Consider the following 18,717-nt stretch of genomic DNA (forward strand, 5'->3'; position numbering starts at 1 on the left):
GCCGGGGTCAGAACTGTTCGGCTTCGACCCGGTCGCGGCCGCCCTGCTTCGCCAGGTAGACCCCGGAATCGGCACGCAGCAACAAAGCATCGGCGCCCTCTCCGGGGCGCCAGCCCGCGACACCGAAGCTGGCGGTGACCCGGCCGACGCCGTCCACCGGCACGCTGCGCAGCCCCTGCCACAACTCCAGCGCCAGTGAGTGCGCCTGGGCGGCATTGCTGCCCGGGCACAGCACCATGAACTCCTCCCCTCCCAGCCGACAGAACACATCGGTCCGCCGCAAACGGTGGCTGATGCGCTGACACAGGTTTTGCAGCACGTGATCGCCGATGGCATGGCCGTACTGGTCGTTGATGTGCTTGAAGTGGTCGATATCCAGCATGATCACCGCCAGGTCCTGGCCACCGCGCTGGGCCCGCTCCAGCTCGGTCTTCAGGCGCTCCTGGAAATAGCGGCGGTTGTGGATGCCGGTCAGCGAGTCGGTGACCGACAGCGCACGCAGCTCTTCCTCGACCCGCTTCAGGTCGGAGATATCCGTGAGGTAGCCGTGCCACAGAGTGCCGCCATCGGGCAGCGACTCCGGCGTCGCCTCACCGCGAACCCAGCGCAGCCCGGCCTTGGGCAGTTGCACCCGGTACTCTTCGCGCCAGGGCGTCAGTTGCTCGGCGGATTCACGAATGGAATAGCGGACCCTGCCGAGGTCATCCGGATGGATACGCTCGAACACCGCGGTGGCGTCCTGGCGCAGCAGCATCAGGTCGACCTCGTAGATATCGCGCAAGCCTTCGCTGGCGTAACTGAAGCACGAGCTGCCATCAGGATCGAGGCGGAACTGGTAGATCCCGCCCGGAACCTGGGCGGTGAGTTTTTCCAGCAGCCTGTCCCGGGCCTCGAGGGCTTCGTGCACGCGCTTGCGCTCGGTGATGTCGATGCAGATCGCCAGGTGACCGACCCACAGTCCGTATTCGTCCAGCACCGCAGTCACCAGCATGTTCGCCGACAGGTACGTGCCGTCCTTGCGCCGCAACGTCCACTCGCCCGGCTCTTCGTCGATGTCCGGGACACTGTCCACCAGCATCGCCTGGCTGCTGCTGATCTCGCGCCCGAAGCGCAGGCTCATCAGCCGCGCGCGCTCCTGCACTTCCTGCGGCAACAGCAGGTGTTCCAGGGTCAGCTTGCCCACCGCCTCTTCGCTGCTGTAGCCGAGCATGCGTTCGGCGCCGGCATTGAAGGTGCTGATCTGACCATGCAGGTCCGTGGCGATGATCGCCACCTGGGTCGCGGCCTCCAGCACGCTGCGCAACTGGTTGTGGGTATTGCGCAGGCTCTCTTCGCTGATGCGCAGTTCCGCGGTGCGCTGCTCCACCAGGGTCAGGGCGCGCTGGCGCTGACTGAACAGGCTGAACAACAGGGCGCTGAGCAACAGGCTCAACAACCCGCCGAGAAACGCCACCGCCGTGGCCGACGAGCGATCGCCGTCGAGGAACACCTTGCTGGGGAACATGTTGAGTTGGTAGGAACGGTCGCCCAGGTGCAGCACCTGACGCATCTCCAGCGGCGAGTCGCCCACAGTATTGCCCGACTGGAACAGCGCCTCGGGCTCACCTTCGGCGGAGAGATCGATGATCCGCACCACCAGGTTGTCGTCCTCGGCGCTGGGCAAGCCGTCGGCCATCAACTGGCGCATGCTCAGCACTGCCATGACATAACCCTTGGGCCCGGGATCGGGCTGTTGCGGTGCGAACACCGGCGCCACCATGAGCATGCCGCGGGCATAGGCCGGATCGACGCCAATCAGATCGTACGGCGCCGACACCGCAATCGAGCCGGGCGTCGAGGCGCGGCTCAAGGCGTCACGGCGCACCGCCTGCGACAGCAGGTCGAAACCCAAGGGCGGCGGCAGTTGGCTGAGGGTCTGGCTGAACAGCACCGGGTAATACACCGGGCGCACCTGAGAGGGTTGCAGCACACCGCCCTCACCGAGTTCGCGGATGCTGAAATCGCGGCCGAGCAGCTCCCGGGCCTGCCGCTCGAAATCGGCGCGCTGCGCCTGGCTGACCCGCGGAGCCCAGGAATAGGCCTGGGAGCGGTGCAGCAAAGGCCTCACGTAACCGTCGAATTCGTCGCGGGTGATTTCCTGGGCGTAGACGAAGAAACGCCGCAGGCTGTCGAGGCGCTGCGTCTGGTCCAGCAGGCGCTCTTCGATGCGGCTGTAGCGTTCATTGGCGAGGAGTTCGAAGCGTTGCGCCAGTTGCTGCTGGTAAAGCTGCCAGGCAGCCAGCGCCAGCAAGGCGGTCAGCAGGCCGCCGACCACCAGCGCCACCACGGCGACCAGCCAGGCGGAGACTTCTTCGCTGATGAAGCCGAGCATCTTTGGGCGCGGGGTTGGGATCGACATGGTCATGACTCACAACGTCGGCCCGCGACGGCACTCAGGGCTCTCTTCAATAATAGCCAGTAGCCACGATCTTGAGAGTCCCGAATGCGTCATTTACTTCACCGTGCCTGGATGCGCCAGGCGCGGTGGATCTTGGTATTGCGGGCAAAGTCGGGATCGATGGTCTGGGCGCTGATTTCCTCGATCGCGTAACGCTCCAGCAGGTGCTCGTCGAGCTGGAACTTGCGGAAGTTGTTCGAGAAGTACAGCACGCCGCCCGGCGCCAGGCGGGCTACCGCCAGGTCGAGCAACTCGACGTGGTCACGCTGCACGTCGAACACCCCTTCCATGCGCTTGGAGTTGGAGAAGGTCGGCGGGTCGATGAAGATCAGGTCGTATTGCTCACGGTTGGCTTGCAGCCAGGCCATGACATCGCCCTGTTCCAGACGGTTCTTGTCCGAGTAACCATTGAGCGACAGGTTGCGCCGCGCCCAGTCCAGGTAGGTTTTCGACAGGTCGACGCTGGTGGTACTGCGCGCGCCGCCCTTGGCCGCGTGCACGCTGGCAGTGGCGGTGTAGCAGAACAGGTTGAGGAAGCGCTTGCCCGCGGCCTCGCGCTGGATCCGCATGCGCATCGGCCGGTGATCGAGGAACAGGCCGGTGTCCAGGTAGTCGGTGAGGTTCACCAGCAGCTTGACGCCGCCTTCGCTGACCTCGGTGAACTGACCCTGGGTGTTCTGCCGTTCGTACTGGCGGGTGCCGCTCTGGCGCTCGCGGCGCTTGAGGATCACCTTGCTCTGGTCAACGCCGAGGGTCTGCGGGATCGCCGCCAGCGCGTCGAACAAACGGGCCTGGGCCTTTTCCGGATCGACCGAACGCGGCGCGGCGTATTCCTGCACGTGAACCCAGCCCTGGTACAGATCGACCGCCAGGGAGTACTCGGGCATGTCGGCGTCGTAGACGCGGTAGCAGGTGATGTGTTCGCGACGCGCCCACTTGCCCAGTTGCTTGAGGTTCTTCTGCAGGCGGTTGGCGAACATCTGCCCGCCTTCGCTCAGGCGTGCGGTCTCATTCGCCGGAGCCACCGCCGGACGCTCTTCATCCTGGCTGCGCTCGGCCGAACGGCGCTCGCCGGTCACGAACTGGTCGGGCTCGACCTTGATCAGCAGCAGCTTGCACGGCAAGGCGCCGTTCCAGAAGGCGTATTGCTTGTGGCTGCGGATGCCCATGCGCTTGCCCAGGTCCGGCGCGCCGGTGAACACCGCCGCTTCCCAGCCCAGGCAAGCCTGGCGCAGACGCTCGCCGAGGTTCTGGTAGAGGTAGAGCAAACTGGCTTCGTCGCCCAGGCGTTCGCCGTACGGCGGGTTGCTGATGACCAGGCCTTTCTGGTTCTGGTCCGGGCGCGGCTCGAAGGTGCCGACTTCGCCCTGGTAGATCTTCACCCAGTCGCTCAGGCCGGCGCGCTCGACGTTGTTGCGGCCCGGCTGGATCAGGCGCGGGTCGGCTTCGTAGCCGCGAATCCACAGCGGTGGACGGGCCAGGCCGGCTTCGGCACGGGCCTTGGCTTCGTCATGCACTTTGCGCCACAGCGCCGGGACATGACCGAGCCAGGAGGTGAAACCCCAGCGCTCGCGTTTGAGGTTGGGGGCGATATCCGCAGCGATCATCGCCGCTTCCACCAGGAACGTACCAACACCGCACATCGGGTCAGCCAGTGCGCCGCCTTCGGCAGCGATCCGTGGCCAGCCGGCGCGGATCAGTACCGCGGCGGCGAGGTTTTCCTTGAGCGGCGCGGCACCCTGCTGCAGGCGGTAACCGCGCTGGTGCAGGCTGTGGCCGGACAGGTCGAGGGAGAGGATCGCTTCACCGCGCTCAAGGCGCAGGTGGACGCGCAGATCGGGGTTGAGCTTGTCGATCGACGGCCGCTCGCCCTGGGCGTTGCGCAGTTTGTCGACGATGGCGTCCTTGACCTTCAAGGCGCCGAAGTGGGTGTTGTCGATGCCCGAGCCATGACCGCTGAACTCCACGGCCAGGGTGCCGGCGGCGTCCAGATGCTCTTGCCAGTCCACTTCGTTGACGCCGTCGTACAGGTCGTCGGCGTTCTTCATGTTGAAGCGCTTGAGCACCAGCAGGACGCGGTTGGCCAGGCGCGACCAGACGCACAGGCGGTAGGCGGTTTCCATGTCGGCCGAGCCGCGCAGCGCCGAGGTGTGCTCGCGCACATCTTCAAGGCCCAGGCCGCGAGCTTCATCGGCGAGCAGGCCTTCAAGGCCTTTGGGACAGGTAAGGTAAAGTTCGAAACGGTCCGACATGAGTCATCCAGCCTTGGGCATAGTGAAGGAGCGAGCGCATCGCCCTTCGAAGTTTGATCGGGCGCCTTCGGCAAGCACCCGAGTGGCACGCGTTGACGTACCGGGCCACCCGGCGAGCCCTTCTTGCGGAAGGCAAAAAGGCTTTGATCGCCGGGCAGAATGAAAAATTCGATGGCAAAAGGTTACAAAAGTGACCCTTCGTCGTTTTTACCCACCGGTGACGAGAATGGTTCCCGACGGTGGCAATTTGATCTACAGGTCAGGCAAACCCTGATGATAGCTGGCTTTGCCCCAACTCCCGCCTTGAATCAATTTTTTACTTATCCTCTCACCCATGGAAAAGTTACGTGCTTATGACAAATTGTTCGTTCACACGTCCATCCCCATTGGTTAGAACTCAACTCAGGTTGTCACCGCAACGGGACAACACTTCAAGCTCGCCACGCCGGCAGCGAGCGCAAAACCGGCAGAAAGAATCTGCCCGACCTCACACGAGGTCGACGGGACATTACAGTCAACAAATGAGGGCAGTACCCTATGAGAAGACTTAAGCGTGATCCGTTGGAAAGAGCATTTTCACGTGGCTATCAATACGGGGTCACCGGCAAATCCCGCGAGCTTTGCCCCTTTACCCTACCGTCCGTACGCCAGGCATGGATCAATGGCTGGCGTGAGGGACGAGGTGACAACTGGGATGGCATGACCGGCACCGCAGGTATCCATAGACTCAACGAACTTCACGCCGTTGGCTGAACGAGGAGCTGAACCGAGTTACCATGCGCGCCCCATCCGGGCGGCGGGCTGAGGCCCAGGGGCCCCTTGACGGGGCCCTTTTTTATGCCCGTTTCAACGCCCCGGCATCGCGGCAATGGCGTCCACCGCCTCGCGAATCAGCGCCGGGCCCTTGTAGATGAAACCTGAATAGATCTGCACCAGGCTCGCACCCGCCGCGATCTTCTCCGCAGCATGACGGCCTTCCGTAATCCCGCCCGCTGCAATGATCGGCATCTTGCCCGCCAGTTCCCCGGCCAGCACCTGGACCGTGTGGGTGCTCTTGTCCCGCACCGGCGCGCCCGACAGGCCGCCCGCCTCGTCCGCATGCAGCAGACCTTCGACGCCTTCACGGCTGAGGGTGGTGTTGGTCGCGATCACCGCGTCCATGCCCGACTCCAGCAGGGCCGACGCTACCAGCACGGTTTCTTCGTCGGTCATGTCCGGGGCGATCTTGATCGCCAGCGGTACGCGCTTGCCGTGGGTCAGGGCCAATTCTTCACGGCGCACGGCCAGGGCATCCAGCAACTGCTTTAGCGAATCGCCGAACTGCAGGCTGCGCAGGCCCGGGGTGTTGGGCGAGCTGACGTTGACGGTGACGTAGCTGGAATGGTTGTAGACCTTGTCCAGGCAGATCAGGTAGTCGTCTACCGCGCGCTCGACCGGGGTGTCGAAGTTCTTGCCGATATTGATGCCGAGCACGCCGCGGTAATTGGACGCACGCACGCGGTTGAGCAGGTTGTCCACGCCGAGGTTGTTGAAGCCCATGCGGTTGATGATCGCTTCGGCCTCGGGCAGGCGGAACAGCCGTGGTTTCGGGTTGCCCGGTTGCGGACGCGGGGTCACGGTGCCGATCTCGACGAAACCGAAGCCCAGTTGTCCGAAGCCGTCGATGGCCGCGCCGTTCTTGTCCAGCCCCGCCGCCAGACCCACCGGGTTGGCGAACTCCAGGCCCAGGACCTTCACCGGCAAGCGCGCCGGCGCCTTGGTCAACAGCCCGTTGAGGCCCAGACGGCCACCGGCACCGATCAGGTCCAGCGACAGGTCGTGGGAGGTTTCCGGGGACAGTTTGAACAACAGCTGGCGGGCCAGGTTATACATGGGCGGGCTTGGCTCAAGGTGTGGAGAGGCGGCGATTATAGCCAGCCCCGGGTTGCGGCGACAGGGCCTTGGCATATGCGTTGCTTGACTCCACCCACAGGGCCGCCGCGCAACCCGCGCCGGCCGCCGCTTTATCTGCCGGGCGATCCCACCGCGATGAATGACATTCCCTCCTCCCCCCTGGCCTGGCTGCATGGCAGCGACGCCCCGGAAAAGACCAGCCTGAACATCGGCTTCATGGCCCTCAGCGACTGCGCTTCGCTGGTGGTCGCCGCGACCCAGAGTTTCGCCCAGCCCCACGGCCTGACCCTGAACCTGAAACGCCAGAGTTCCTGGGCTGGCCTGCGCGACGGCCTGCTCAGTGGCGAACTGGATGCCGCGCACTGCCTGTACGGCCTGACCTACGCCGTGCACCTCGGCATCGGCGGTGTCGGCGCCACGCCGATGGCGGTGCTGATGGGCCTGAACCACAACGGCCAGAGCATCAACCTGTCGCCCGCCCTGCAAGCGCAAGGCGTGGGCAATCCCGAGGCACTCGAGCGCCACGTGCACCAAAGTCAGGCAAAACTCACCTTCGCCCAGACCTTTCCCACCGGCACCCACGCCATGTGGCTGTATTACTGGCTCGCCAGCCAGGGCATTCATCCATTACATGACGTCAACAGCGTGGTGGTCCCGCCGGCGCAGATGCTCACCCACTTGCGCGCCGGGCGCATCGACGGTTTCTGCGTCGGTGAACCGTGGTCGGCCAATGCGGTGAACCAGGGCATGGGCTTCACCCTGGCGACCAGCCAGTCGATCTGGCCCGATCACCCGGAAAAAGTCCTTGGCACCACCCGCGCGTTCGTCGAGCAGTACCCCAACACTGCGCGGGCGCTGGTGTCGTCGATCCTCGCGGCGAGCCGCTTTATCGAAGAAAGCCCGGAAAACCGCCACGCCACTGCGCAACTGCTGAGCGCCGAAAACTACCTCGACACCCCGCTGAGCGATATCGAACCGCGCATGCAGGGTGATTACGCGGACGGCCTCGGCAACAATTGGCACGACGCCCACGGCCTGAGCCTGCACAACAATGGCCTGGCCAACTTCCCGTACCTGTCCGACGCCATGTGGTTCATGACCCAGTTCCGCCGCTGGGGCCTGCTGCGCGAAGACCCGGACTACCTCGGCATCGCCAGCCAGGTGCAGCAACTGAGCCTGTACCGCGATGCCGCCGCAAGCATTGGCGTCGAATGCCCGTCGGCGTCGATGCGCAGCAGCCAGTTGATCGATGGAACGGTCTGGGACGGCTCCGACCCACGGGGCTATGCCCACGGATTCCGCCTGCATGCCCTGGCCGACCAGCCAGTGGCGCAGGCCGGTCGCTGAGAGGGCCGCCCAGATGCTGCGAATCCTGTTGATCGATGACACCGAAAAGAAAGTCGGCCGGCTCAAGGCCGCCCTTGTCGAAGCCGGCTTCGAGGTCATCGAAGAATCCGGCCTGACCATCGACCTGCCCGCACGCGTCGAAACGGTGCGGCCGGACGTGATTCTGATCGATACCGAGTCACCGGGGCGTGACGTCATGGACCAGGTGGTGCTGGTCAGCCGCGACCTGCCGCGACCGATCGTGATGTTTACCGACGAGCACGACCCCAGCGTGATGCGCCAGGCGATCCAGGCTGGCGTCAGCGCCTACATCGTCGAAGGCATCCACGCACGCCGCCTGCAGCCGATCCTCGACGTGGCCATGGCCCGCTTCGAGAGCGACCAGGCGCTCAAGGCCCAGCTTCACGCCCGCGACCAGCAACTGGCCGAGCGCAAACGCATCGAGCTGGCCAAAGGGCTGCTGATGAAAATGAAGGACTGCAACGAGGAAGAGGCCTACACCCTGATGCGGCGCCAAGCCATGAGCAAACAACAGAAGCTGATTCAGGTGGCGGAGCAGATCATTGCGATGAATGACTTGCTGGGGTGAGTTGGTGGGTTGAGGGCCTCAAAGCTGCATGGGTATCTACACATCTCACAGGTAAGTAAAAAGCTTAAGGCCACTTGCAATCCTGTGGGAGCGGATTCATCCGCGAAGGGCCGCAAAGCGGCCCCAGAACCATCCCGCACGAGGTGGCCGTCTATGTTCGGTATTTCTTTCGACCTCAGGATGCCTGAATGTGAGATTCGGACCAGCTAGAAACAAGGTGCTGGATGGATTTAGGGCCGCTTTGCGGCCCTTCGCGGATGAATCCGCTCCCACAATATACGAGGCGATCTGACGTCCTGCGCTGCCTGCGAGATGTGTAGATACCCATGCAGCGATGAGGCCCTCAACCCCACAGTTAAACCCAGACCGGAAAACCTGGCCCACCTCTTGCTTTGATCTACACCGGTAGCCAACGGCGGTTGCCCCCAAACATTCGACAAAGACGTCGCTCTCCCCCTCGCCCCCAACGCGAGCCGGGAAGCGGCGTTTTTTTGTTTCAGCCCCGTGAGGTGTCCCATGAATACAAGCTTCTGGAAATCCGGGCATGTCCCGACCCTGTTTGCCGCGTTCCTGTATTTCGACCTGAGCTTCATGGTCTGGTACCTGCCCGGCCCGCTGGCAGTACAGATTGCCGCCGACCTGCAATTGACCACGCAACAGCGCGGGCTGATGGTCGCCACGCCGATTCTCGCCGGTGCAGTGCTGCGCTTCGTCATGGGCGTGCTGGTGGATCGCCTGTCGCCGAAGACCGCCGGGCTGATCGGTCAGGTGATCGTCATCGTCGCGCTGTTCTGCGCCTGGAAGCTGGGCATCCACAGCTATGGCGACGCCCTGCTGCTGGGGGTGTTCCTCGGGGTTGCCGGAGCATCGTTCGCGGTGTCGCTACCGCTGGCTTCGCAGTGGTACCCGCCACAGCACCAGGGCAAGGCCATGGGCATTGCCGGCGCGGGCAACTCCGGCACGGTGTTCGCCGCGCTGCTGGCGCCGGTGCTGGCCGCCAGCTTCGGCTGGAACAACGTGTTTGGCTTCGCCGTGCTGCCACTGCTGTTGACCCTGGTGCTGTTCGCCCTGCTGGCCCGCAACGCCCCGCAACGGCCCAAACCCAAGGCTGTGGCCGATTACCTCAAGGCCCTCGGCGACCGCGACAGCTGGTGGTTCATGTTCTTCTACAGCGTGACCTTCGGCGGCTTCATCGGCCTGGCCAGCGCCCTGCCCGGCTATTTCAACGACCAGTATGGGCTTGACCCGGTCAAGGCCGGCTACTACACCGCCGCCTGCGTCTTCGCCGGCAGCCTGATGCGTCCGCTGGGCGGCGCCCTGGCCGACCGTTTCGGCGGCATCCGCACCCTGCTGGCGATGTACACCGTGGCAGCCATCTGCATCGCCGCGGTGGGCTTCAACCTGCCCAGCTCGGTGGCGGCGCTGGCGTTGTTCGTCTCCGCCATGCTCGGCCTCGGTGCCGGCAACGGCGCGGTGTTCCAACTGGTGCCGCAGCGCTTCCGCCAGGAGATCGGTGTGATGACCGGGCTGATCGGCATGGCCGGCGGCATCGGCGGCTTCCTGCTGGCGGCGGGCCTTGGGACCATCAAACAATACAGCGGCGACTATCAGTTGGGTCTGTGGCTGTTCGCCAGCCTCGGCGTGCTGGCCTGGTTCGGCCTGCATGGCGTCAAACGCCGCTGGCGCACCACCTGGGGCTCGGCCGCCGTCACCGCAGCGCGGGTCTGAGCCGGCGCCATGGCCCTGCAACTGAGCATCGCCCAGGCCAGCGCCAGCGGTCCGCGGGAGGAAAACCAGGACGCCACGCGGCTGGTCACCCCCGAGGCAGAGCTGGCCGCCAGCAAGGGCTACCTGTTCGCCCTCGCCGACGGTGTCAGCCAGTGCGCCGACGGCGGGCTGGCGGCCCGCGCCAGCCTGCAATCGCTGGCGCTGGACTACTACGCCACGCCGCCCACCTGGGGCGTGGCACAAGCACTGGACCGCCTGCTGCTGGCGCAGAACCGCTGGCTGCGCGCCAACGGTGGCGGCCAGCCGCTGCTGACCACCCTGAGTGCGCTGGTGCTGCGCGGCCAGCGTTTCACCCTCGCCCATGTCGGCGACTGCCGGGTCTACCGCTGGCACGCCGACCACTTGCAGCGCATCAGCCAGGACCATGTCTGGGACCAGCCAGGCATGCAGCACGTGCTCAAGCGCGCGCTGGGACTGGATGAGCACTTGCTGGTGGACTACCTGGAAGGCGAACTGCGCTGCCACGAAAGTTTCGTGATGCTGAGCGACGGGGTCTGGAGCACGCTCAACGAACAGCAGATCGGCGCAGTGCTGCGCGAAGCCGCTGATCTGGAAGAAGCCTGCAACACGCTGGTGCGCATGGCCCACCTGGCCGGCAGCCAGGACAACGCCAGCGCTGTGCTGGTGCGGGTCGAACAACTCGGCGCAAACAGCCTCGGCGACACACTGGCGCAGTTGCAGCAGTGGCCGCTGCCGCCCGCTTTACGCCCCGGCCAGACATTCGAAGGCTGGCAGGTTGAAAGTGTGCTCGGCCAGAGCCGGCAGTCGCTGCTGTACCGGGTTCGCGACCGCCAGCAGCAACCCTGGCTGCTCAAGACCCTGCCCGCCAACCGCGACCAGGATCTCGCGGCCCAGCAAGGCTTGCTGATGGAGGAGTGGTTTCTACGCCGGGTCGCCGGGCGCAGCTTTCCCGAGGTGCACCCCGGTAGCCAGCGTCAGCACCTGTATTACCTGATGCGCGAATACCCCGGCCAGACTCTGGCGCAGCACGTCGAACAACAGGGGTTACTGGCCCTGCCGCAGTGGCTGGACATCGCCCGGCAAACCCTGCGTGCGGTGGGCATGCTGCACCGGCGCAATATTCTTCACCGCGACATCAAGCCGGAGAACCTGCACCTGGGTAATGACGGCCAGGTGCGCCTGCTGGATTTCGGTCTCGCATACTGCCCGGGGCTCTCCGAAGACGGCGCCCACGACCTGCCGGGAACCCCTTCTTTCATCGCCCCGGAAGCGTTTCAGGGACACGGCCCCACCGTGCAGCAGGATCTTTATGCGGTAGGCGTGACCCTGTTTTACCTGCTCACCGGCCACTATCCCTACGGCGAGATCGAAGCGTTCCAGCACCCGCGCTTCGGCACACCGGCCAGCGCCGGGCGGCTGCGCCCCGATCTGCCGGACTGGCTGGAACGCAGCCTGGCGCAGGCGGTGAACAGCGACCCCCGCCACCGCTTCGAAACCGCCGAGCAATGGCTATTGCTGCTCGAACAAGGCGAACACCAACCCCAGGCCCTGCGCCCACGTCCGTTGCTGGAGCGCGAGCCGCTGAAAGTCTGGCGCGGCCTGGCGCTGCTGTCGTTGCTGCTCAACCTGATTCTGCTGATCAGCCTGCTAAAGGCCTGACAGCTCCTGACCTGACGAGGAACCGCTCATGAACGCAAAAATCTGGCTGGTGGGTGCCGGCCCCGGCGACCCGGAGTTGCTGACCCTCAAGGCCGTGCGTGCGCTGCGCGAGGCAGAGGTGGTCATGCTCGATGATCTGGTCAACCCGGCAATCCTCGAACACTGCCCGCAGGCCCGGGTGATCCGGGTCGGCAAGCGCGGCGGCTGCCGTTCCACGCCGCAAGCGTTCATCCAGCGCCTGATGCTGCGTCACGCCCGCCAGGGGCGCTGCGTGGTCAGGCTCAAGGGTGGCGATCCCTGCGTCTTCGGCCGTGGCGGCGAAGAAGCCGCATGGCTGCAGACCCGCGGTGTCGAGGTGGAACTGGTGAATGGCATTACCGCCGGCCTGGCTGGCGCAACCCGCTGCGGTATTCCGCTGACCCTGCGCGGGGTCAGTCGCGGCGTCACGCTGGTCACCGCCCACACTCAGGACGACAGCAGCCTGAACTGGCAGGCACTGGCGCAAAGCGGCATGACTCTGGTGGTGTACATGGGCGTCGCCCGGCTGATCGATATCCAGCAAGGGCTGTTGGCGGGTGGTATGAGCAAGGAAACACCGGTGGCGATGATCGAAAACGCTTCGCTACCGCAGCAACGGGAATGCCGCAGCCAGCTTCAGGGCATGGCGGTAGATGCCGCGGCCTTCGAGCTAAAGAGCCCGGCGATCCTGGTCATCGGCGAGGTTGTGAGTGGCGCGGTCGCCAGTCTGGAGCTGGAGCGCGAGGCGGGCTGAGGGGTAAATCGCAGGCAAAGAAAAGCCCGGCCTGAGCCGGGCTTTTCAGTAGTGCGTCAGACCAATTACTTGGCTTGAGCTTCTACTTGAGCTTCAACGCGACGGTTGACAGCGCGACCAGCTTCGGTGGCGTTGTCAGCTACCGGACGGGACTCACCGTAGCCAACCGATTGAACGCGGCTCGACTCAACGCCGTACTGACCGGTCAGAACCTGCTTGACGGCGCTAGCGCGACGCTCGGACAGTTTCTGGTTGTAAGCGTCAGGACCGACGGAGTCAGTGTGACCTTCAACAGTGGTGGTGGTCGACGGGTACTGCTTCATGAAGTCAGCCAGGTTCTTGATGTCGCCGTAGCTGTTTGGCTTGACGACCGACTTGTCGAAGTCGAACTTGACGTCCAGCTCAACGCGAACGACTTCGGCAACAGCCGGGCAGCCATCAGCGTCAACGGTAACGTTGGCTGGGGTGTCAGGGCACTTGTCGACGTTGTCGCAAACGCCGTCGTTGTCGCTGTCGGAGCAGACGTCAGCAACTGGAGCAGGTGCTGGAGCTGGAGCAGCTTTGCTGCCGCCACCGAAGTTCAGGCCGATACCAACGCTTGGCGCCCACTCGGTGTCGCCTTGGTCGATGTTGTACTGAGCTTCAACGCCAGCACGGGCGTAGAAGTTGTCGGTGAAGTACAGCTTGGCACCAGCGCCCAGGTTGGCGAAGGTGGAGCCGTTACGACCACCGCGGCCGTTCTGGCCGATGCTCTGGTCGGAGAAGCCAGCCGATACGTATGGACGGATCAGGTCGCCAGGAGCGTTGAAGTGGTACAGAGCGTCCAGGGCGGTGTTAGCGCCTTTGATGTTCTTGCCATCGTTGCTACGGACGTTGTGAACTTCGTCATAGCCCAGGCGCAGTTCGACGTCGTCGGTCAGGAAGTAACCAATCGAGCCGCCGAACAGGTTGCCGTTGTTTTTGAAGTCGCGCGCCGAGTCAAACTGTTCTTTCTTGGCGAAGCCTTCAATTTCAACTGCGCCTTGGCCTTGTGCCAGAGCGCCGAGCGAAGTTGCGGCAATCAGAGAACCAATGGCCAAGCCCAAGGTGTTTTTCAATTTCATCCGTTAAATCCCCATCTGGTGATAGTTAAGCAGTCCCACAACTCAGGGGGACAACTCGTCGGCAAGTCTAGCAGAACTCGCCAAACCGTTAGAGAAATTTCCTAAGGACTAAGTTTCAACCTGTCCGGAAAATTTCTCTCGTAGCTTGTCCAGCGCACGCTTGTAGCGCATTTTTGTCGCGCTCAAGCCCATATGCATGATGTCGGCAATTTCCTGAAATTCCAGCTCTGCGACAAAACGTAGCACCAGAATTTCACGGTCGATGGGATTCACATGAATCAACCATCTGTCCAGTCCGCCCTTCTCTTCTGGCTTCGGAGACTTCTCTTCAGAGGCCTCTTCAACCGGATCCAGACTCAAGGCATCCATCAACCGACGCTTACGCCGCTCCTTGCGATACTGGGTAATGCACTCGTTATAGGTGATGCTGTAGAGCCAGGTCTTGAACTTCGATTTACCTTCGAAGTTCTTCAAACCGTAGAGCACCTTCAGCATCACCTCCTGACAGACATCGTCGGCATCGCGATCGTTCCCGAGATAACGTGCACAGACGTTAAAAAGGGTTCGCTGATAGCGCCGCATGAGCTCTTCATAGGCGCGGGTAACATGAAATAGTTCCTCATGCGAACGCGCCACAAGCTCCTCATCGGTGAGCTCGCGGGGGTCGTAACGCATGGGCAACGAGTGGACTTTATTCAAAACAAATCAGGCCGACAGTCAGGTATTCGTCGCCGCCAGCCCGGAGGGGGCCATTTTGCGGCGGCATACAGTAGCAGGATTTGCCCGGTCAGCGGCTATTGACCCGCTGTTCCAGCAGCGTGCGGTTGGACAGCGAAACCAGCTCGCCGTCATCCGTCAGCACGACTGTCTTGACCGTCCCGATCTCTTCGATCTGCCCTTCGACGTCTCCAATCTGCACCTGCTGGCCCACCTGATAGAGCTCGCGCACGTAGATGCCGGCAAGAATCTGCCCGGCTATTTCACGGCTGCCCAGGCCCATTGCCAGCGCAACGGCCAGACCAACGGTAATCAGACCGATGACGATCACGTGGTTGAGCAGGTCGGTTTTCACTTCAAGCTGGCTGATGGCCACGGAAATACTGATGACGATCACCAGGCCCTGGGCGATGCGCCCGACGCCCGTGGCGTATTCCAGGCCGATGCCTTCGGCGGCGCCGCGCACCAGGCCGTTGACCACCTGCGCCAGCAGCACGCCGACCAGCAGCACCAGCGCTCCGCCAAAGACTTTTGGCAGGTACAGCGCAAGCATGTCCAGGGTCGCGGAAACACGCTCAAGCCCCAGGGACTCGGCAGCCGAGACCAGGAACACCAGCAGGATGAACCAGTAGACGATCTTGCCGATCAGGGTCGAAATCGGCACCTGGATACCGACCCGGCTCAACATTTTGGTCAAGCCGGTGCCGCCCATCAGGCGATCGAGGCCAATTTTGGCAAGCAGTTTGGACAACAGGGTGTCGAGCAGCTTGGCGACAACGAAGCCAAGCAGAACGACAACCAGCGCGCCAAACAGATTCGGGATGAAGTTCGCGACTTTGGTCCACAACGCGGTCATCGCGGCGACCAGGCTCTGGGTCCAGAGATCAAGTTCCATATTCAATCGGCCTTATCAGCTTTACGGACGGAAGCGGTGCGGCGGACCGGCGCAACGTGCGCCGAGCCATTATTGATGGCGATCATCAGCGCCTGGCTCCAGCGGCCAAGCAGGCTGAACAGATCGCCGGCGCCGACCTGACGGTTGGCGGTTTTCAGGACACGCCCGAGGCACGCATCGTCATCGCGGTCCTGACCGGACGGCGACGCGTTGAGCATGTCTCGCAGGGATTGTTCAAACGGATCGTGCATGGGCACCTCGCGCAATGTCAGTCAAAGACGAGACGCTCGTCCCATGGGTCACATGAACAATTCGTACAGGCATCACGGAGGACATCAACAAGTCAGCGCCCTCAAACCCAGCGCAGGCGGCGGAACAGCCACCATTGGCCGGACGCCAGCCCCAGCACCAGCAAGCTGGCGAACAGGAAGCCATAAGGACTCTGCGAACCGGGAATGCCACCAACGTTGATGCCCAGCAGCCCGGTGACGAAGCTCATGGGCAGGAAGATGCAAGTGATGATGCCGAACCGGTACATGGTGCGGTTCATCCGCTCACTCAAGCGCCGATCCTCGCTCTCCAGCACCAGCGCCACCCGCTCGCGGGTCAGCTCCAGCTCTTCCAGATAGCGGGTCAGGCTGTTGTTGAGCTCATTCCAGTAGTCGGCGTCGTCTTCGACGAACCACGGCCACTTGTTGCGCGCCAGTTGCGCGTAGATTTCCCGCTGCGGCGCGAGGAACCGGCGCAAGCCTGCGGCGCGGCGGCGCATCTGCTGCAGGTCGCCATGTTCCGGGGCATAACGGTCGTCGGCCTCGAGTTTTTCTTCCTCGATATCGACCTGCTCGGACAGGTCGGACACCACCGCCTGAACCTTGTCGGTGAGCAACTGGGCAAGGGTCAGCAGCAACTCGGAGGCGGTCTTCGGACCGAGCCCTTCATCAAGCTGCTGCAGCAGTTCGTCGGTAGCCCGCAATGGCCGCAAACGCAGGGAAATCACCCGCTGGGCCTGGGCAAAGATACGCACCGAGACCATGTCTTCAGGCTCGGCGCCGGGATTGAGGTTGATGCCGCGCAGAAACAGCAGCATCTGCGCGTCGGGCAGCGGCAACAGCCGCGGCCGGGTGTTTTCTTCCAGCAGCAGGTCGCAGGCGAACTGGTTCAGGCCGCTGTCCTGGCGCAGCCAGGTCTGGGTTTGCGGATGACCGCGATCCCAATGCAGCCAGAGACTCTGCTCCGGCTGCAGGACCAGATCATCCAGTTCAGTCCGAGCGATGGAACGCGCACCGCCCCTGCCATCGAGAACCAGGGCATGAACCAGCCCCCACTGCGCGTTTTCTTCCTCGAACATCCTTACTCCATCGACCTGTTTTAAGTGTTTACTCGGGCATCTTCAGCGGGCTTGGCGAAACGATCACGCCGTTGTTGTCGGCATAGATGTACTCACCCGGGCGGAACGTGACGCCGGCGAAGGTCACCGCGACGTTCAGGTCGCCGATGCCGCGCTTGTCGGTCTTCAACGGGTGGCTGGCCAGCGCCTGCACGCCCACGTCGGTCTGGACCAGGACATCCACGTCACGCACGCAACCGTAGATCACCAGGCCTTCCCAGCCATTCTTGGCGGCCTTTTCGGCAAGCATGTCGCCCAGCAGCGCGCGGCGCAGCGAACCGCCGCCGTCGACCACCAGAACCTTGCCCTTGCCGTCGAGATCGACCTGCTCCTTGACCAGCGAGTTGTCCTCGAAGCACTTGATGGTGACGATCTCACCGCCGAACGAATCGCGGCCGCCGAAGTTGCTGAACATCGGCTCCAGCACCTGGACCAGCTCAGGGTAGGCGTCGCACAAATCGGGCGTTACGTAATGCATGAGAAACTCCTGTCATTGATCAAGAAATGGATGTCGGAACTCACACGATCATTGAAACAGACGAAGCCTGGCAATAGGGCTTTAGGCCCAGGCTACACGTCGATTCCAACACGGTCACCCTCATACGCCAACCTGAACATGTTCAACCCCGGGCACCCCGCCTGCACCGCTCGTCCCGAAGACAGGCTGAACGCCAGACCGTGACGCGGGCAGCGCAGCACATCGCCTTCCAGCGTGGCGGCACTGAGTGGCGCCCCCTGATGCGGGCAACGGTCCTCGATCAGCACCGGCCGATTGTCCACGACCAACAGCAGGAGCGTCTGGCCGTTGACCCTGAACGTCCTGCGATAGCCTTCTTCGAGATTGATCAAACGCTCGAGCGGAACGAACATGGAAAACGCCCAGAAAACATAAAGTGACCAGAAATCCGACAAGCGTCACATCTTAGCCGCTAACCGGCTCCGGAGAAACGCCTGCTTCTTGTCCCGTCATCGCCAGCGGATCGCCCAACCAGCGCTCCACCAGCGGCCAGACCTGCGTCTGCGCGGGTTTGCTAACCAGCATATCCACATGCCCGAAGTTGTCGAACCCGTCTTCCTGGCCCAGCCGAAGAAAACGCTTGTGCTCGCTGCCGATCTGCTCGAACAGCTTGCGGCACGCCCACACCGGGTCCTGGTGATCACCCGCGCCCGCCACCGCCAGTACCGGCACCTGAACTTCGGCCAGACCGGCCCACCAGTTCCGCTCCTTGTCGCCGAAACGACCGAACAGACCGAACCAGCGCATGCTTTCGATAGCCAGGCCGATCGGCTCGTCTTCCGGGCCACGCTTGAGGCGCGAACCCGACAGATGGGCGAAGCGCTTGAGCAGCACGCGGCCGCCCCACTCCACCGGCGGAATCTTCAGCGGCCAATAGGTACGGCTGACCTGGGTGCCGAAAAACGCCGCGCTGGCGATCAGTTCTTCATTCAAGTAACGCCCACCGAGCGCCGCCGCCAGGGTCGTGCCGCCCAATGAGTGGCCGAGCCAGTGTGCGGGCCGGCCGGTTTGCTCGTGAACGAACGCGGCAATGGCCGGCAGGTCGTACGCGGCATAGTCGGCGACCCGGTTGTAACGGTAATCGCGATTGCGTGGCGACAGGCCATGGCCGCGCATCTCCGGGATCCACACATCGAACCCCGACCGCGCCAGATGAGCGCCCAGGCCGATGCCCTTGGGCGAAAACCAGAAACGCCGGTTGGAAAAACTGCCATGCAGAAGGATGACGGGCGCGCCGCGTACATCGCTCTGATCGGCCATGCCAAGGCGGGTCAACGCCAGCTCGACACTCCGGTCAGGGCTGTTGCCGGCCTTCAGGCGGTACACGTCCTCGCTCAGGTCGCCGCAACGTTCGGCCCTGAGCAAGGCCACGGGAAAAAGACTACTGCTGCTTTGCATAG

17 protein-coding genes are annotated in these 18,717 nt (G+C 63.4%); 6 read left to right on the plus strand and 11 right to left on the minus strand.

What is annotated here, in order from left to right; genetic code table 11:
- Positions 1-7: 7 nt before the first annotated feature.
- Together HWV67_RS29815 and rlmKL are read right to left on the minus strand one after the other, a co-directional pair.
- Entirely contained in the window at positions 8-2,398 is a 2,391-nt protein-coding gene (locus HWV67_RS29815; RefSeq protein ID WP_175653816.1) for a sensor domain-containing diguanylate cyclase, read from the minus strand.
- A gap of 98 nt (positions 2,399-2,496) precedes the next feature.
- Positions 2,497-4,689: a bifunctional 23S rRNA (guanine(2069)-N(7))-methyltransferase RlmK/23S rRNA (guanine(2445)-N(2))-methyltransferase RlmL gene (rlmKL, locus tag HWV67_RS29820; RefSeq protein ID WP_175653817.1), complete on the minus strand. Its 2,193-nt coding sequence runs from the start codon at positions 4,687-4,689 to the stop codon at positions 2,497-2,499.
- Positions 4,690-5,226: 537 nt separating this feature from the next.
- Between rlmKL and rmf the strand changes: the two genes are divergently transcribed.
- A complete protein-coding gene (gene rmf, locus HWV67_RS29825; protein WP_010223328.1) occupies positions 5,227-5,442 on the plus strand; it encodes a ribosome modulation factor in 216 nt (71 codons plus the stop codon).
- Between the two features lie 93 nt (positions 5,443-5,535).
- On the opposite strand, the gene HWV67_RS29830 is transcribed toward rmf, so the two are convergent.
- Positions 5,536-6,561 carry a quinone-dependent dihydroorotate dehydrogenase gene (locus tag HWV67_RS29830; RefSeq protein ID WP_175653818.1) on the minus strand — a complete coding sequence of 342 codons (1,026 nt, stop codon included), beginning with the start codon at positions 6,559-6,561 and terminating at the stop codon, positions 5,536-5,538.
- A gap of 156 nt (positions 6,562-6,717) precedes the next feature.
- Here HWV67_RS29830 and HWV67_RS29835 point away from each other — a divergent pair, with 156 nt between their 5' ends.
- The 5 genes from HWV67_RS29835 to cobA all read left to right on the plus strand — a co-directional run bounded on the left by HWV67_RS29835 (position 6,718) and on the right by cobA (position 12,698).
- Complete coding sequence (locus HWV67_RS29835; protein WP_175653819.1) at positions 6,718-7,929, plus strand: CmpA/NrtA family ABC transporter substrate-binding protein; 1,212 nt, start codon at positions 6,718-6,720, stop codon at positions 7,927-7,929.
- Positions 7,930-7,942: 13 nt separating this feature from the next.
- Positions 7,943-8,518: an ANTAR domain-containing response regulator gene (locus tag HWV67_RS29840; protein WP_095155707.1), complete on the plus strand. Its 576-nt coding sequence runs from the start codon at positions 7,943-7,945 to the stop codon at positions 8,516-8,518.
- A gap of 516 nt (positions 8,519-9,034) precedes the next feature.
- Entirely contained in the window at positions 9,035-10,246 is a 1,212-nt protein-coding gene (locus HWV67_RS29845; RefSeq protein ID WP_175653820.1) for a nitrate/nitrite transporter, read from the plus strand.
- Between the two features lie 9 nt (positions 10,247-10,255).
- Positions 10,256-11,926, plus strand: a complete 1,671-nt coding sequence (locus tag HWV67_RS29850) for a bifunctional protein-serine/threonine kinase/phosphatase (RefSeq protein WP_175653821.1) — start codon at positions 10,256-10,258, stop codon at positions 11,924-11,926.
- A gap of 28 nt (positions 11,927-11,954) precedes the next feature.
- Positions 11,955-12,698 carry a uroporphyrinogen-III C-methyltransferase gene (gene cobA, locus HWV67_RS29855; RefSeq protein WP_175653822.1) on the plus strand — a complete coding sequence of 248 codons (744 nt, stop codon included), beginning with the start codon at positions 11,955-11,957 and terminating at the stop codon, positions 12,696-12,698.
- A 65-nt stretch (positions 12,699-12,763) separates the two neighbouring features.
- On the opposite strand, the gene HWV67_RS29860 is transcribed toward cobA, so the two are convergent.
- The 8 genes from HWV67_RS29860 to HWV67_RS29895 all read right to left on the minus strand — a co-directional run bounded on the left by HWV67_RS29860 (position 12,764) and on the right by HWV67_RS29895 (position 18,715).
- Positions 12,764-13,801, minus strand: a complete 1,038-nt coding sequence (locus tag HWV67_RS29860) for an OmpA family protein (RefSeq protein ID WP_175653823.1) — start codon at positions 13,799-13,801, stop codon at positions 12,764-12,766.
- Between the two features lie 108 nt (positions 13,802-13,909).
- Positions 13,910-14,476: an RNA polymerase sigma factor SigX gene (sigX, locus tag HWV67_RS29865; protein ID WP_095155702.1), complete on the minus strand. Its 567-nt coding sequence runs from the start codon at positions 14,474-14,476 to the stop codon at positions 13,910-13,912.
- A gap of 112 nt (positions 14,477-14,588) precedes the next feature.
- Positions 14,589-15,413, minus strand: a complete 825-nt coding sequence (locus tag HWV67_RS29870; protein WP_110971270.1) for a mechanosensitive ion channel family protein — start codon at positions 15,411-15,413, stop codon at positions 14,589-14,591.
- A gap of 2 nt (positions 15,414-15,415) precedes the next feature.
- Positions 15,416-15,664, minus strand: coding sequence for a CrfX protein (locus tag HWV67_RS29875; RefSeq protein WP_095155700.1), 249 nt, complete (start codon positions 15,662-15,664; stop codon positions 15,416-15,418).
- 101 nt (positions 15,665-15,765) lie between these two features.
- Positions 15,766-16,761, minus strand: a complete 996-nt coding sequence (locus HWV67_RS29880; protein ID WP_110971268.1) for a zinc transporter ZntB — start codon at positions 16,759-16,761, stop codon at positions 15,766-15,768.
- 28 nt (positions 16,762-16,789) lie between these two features.
- Positions 16,790-17,278: a ribonuclease E activity regulator RraA gene (rraA, locus tag HWV67_RS29885; protein ID WP_175653825.1), complete on the minus strand. Its 489-nt coding sequence runs from the start codon at positions 17,276-17,278 to the stop codon at positions 16,790-16,792.
- A 92-nt stretch (positions 17,279-17,370) separates the two neighbouring features.
- A complete protein-coding gene (locus HWV67_RS29890) occupies positions 17,371-17,670 on the minus strand; it encodes a Rieske (2Fe-2S) protein (RefSeq protein ID WP_175653826.1) in 300 nt (99 codons plus the stop codon).
- A 52-nt stretch (positions 17,671-17,722) separates the two neighbouring features.
- Positions 17,723-18,715 carry an alpha/beta fold hydrolase gene (locus HWV67_RS29895; protein WP_175653827.1) on the minus strand — a complete coding sequence of 331 codons (993 nt, stop codon included), beginning with the start codon at positions 18,713-18,715 and terminating at the stop codon, positions 17,723-17,725.
- Positions 18,716-18,717 lie beyond the last annotated feature (2 nt).

Origin of the sequence: Pseudomonas sp. Marseille-P9899, from assembly GCF_903166565.1 — a bacterium.
Classification (GTDB): domain Bacteria; phylum Pseudomonadota; class Gammaproteobacteria; order Pseudomonadales; family Pseudomonadaceae; genus Aquipseudomonas; species Aquipseudomonas huaxiensis.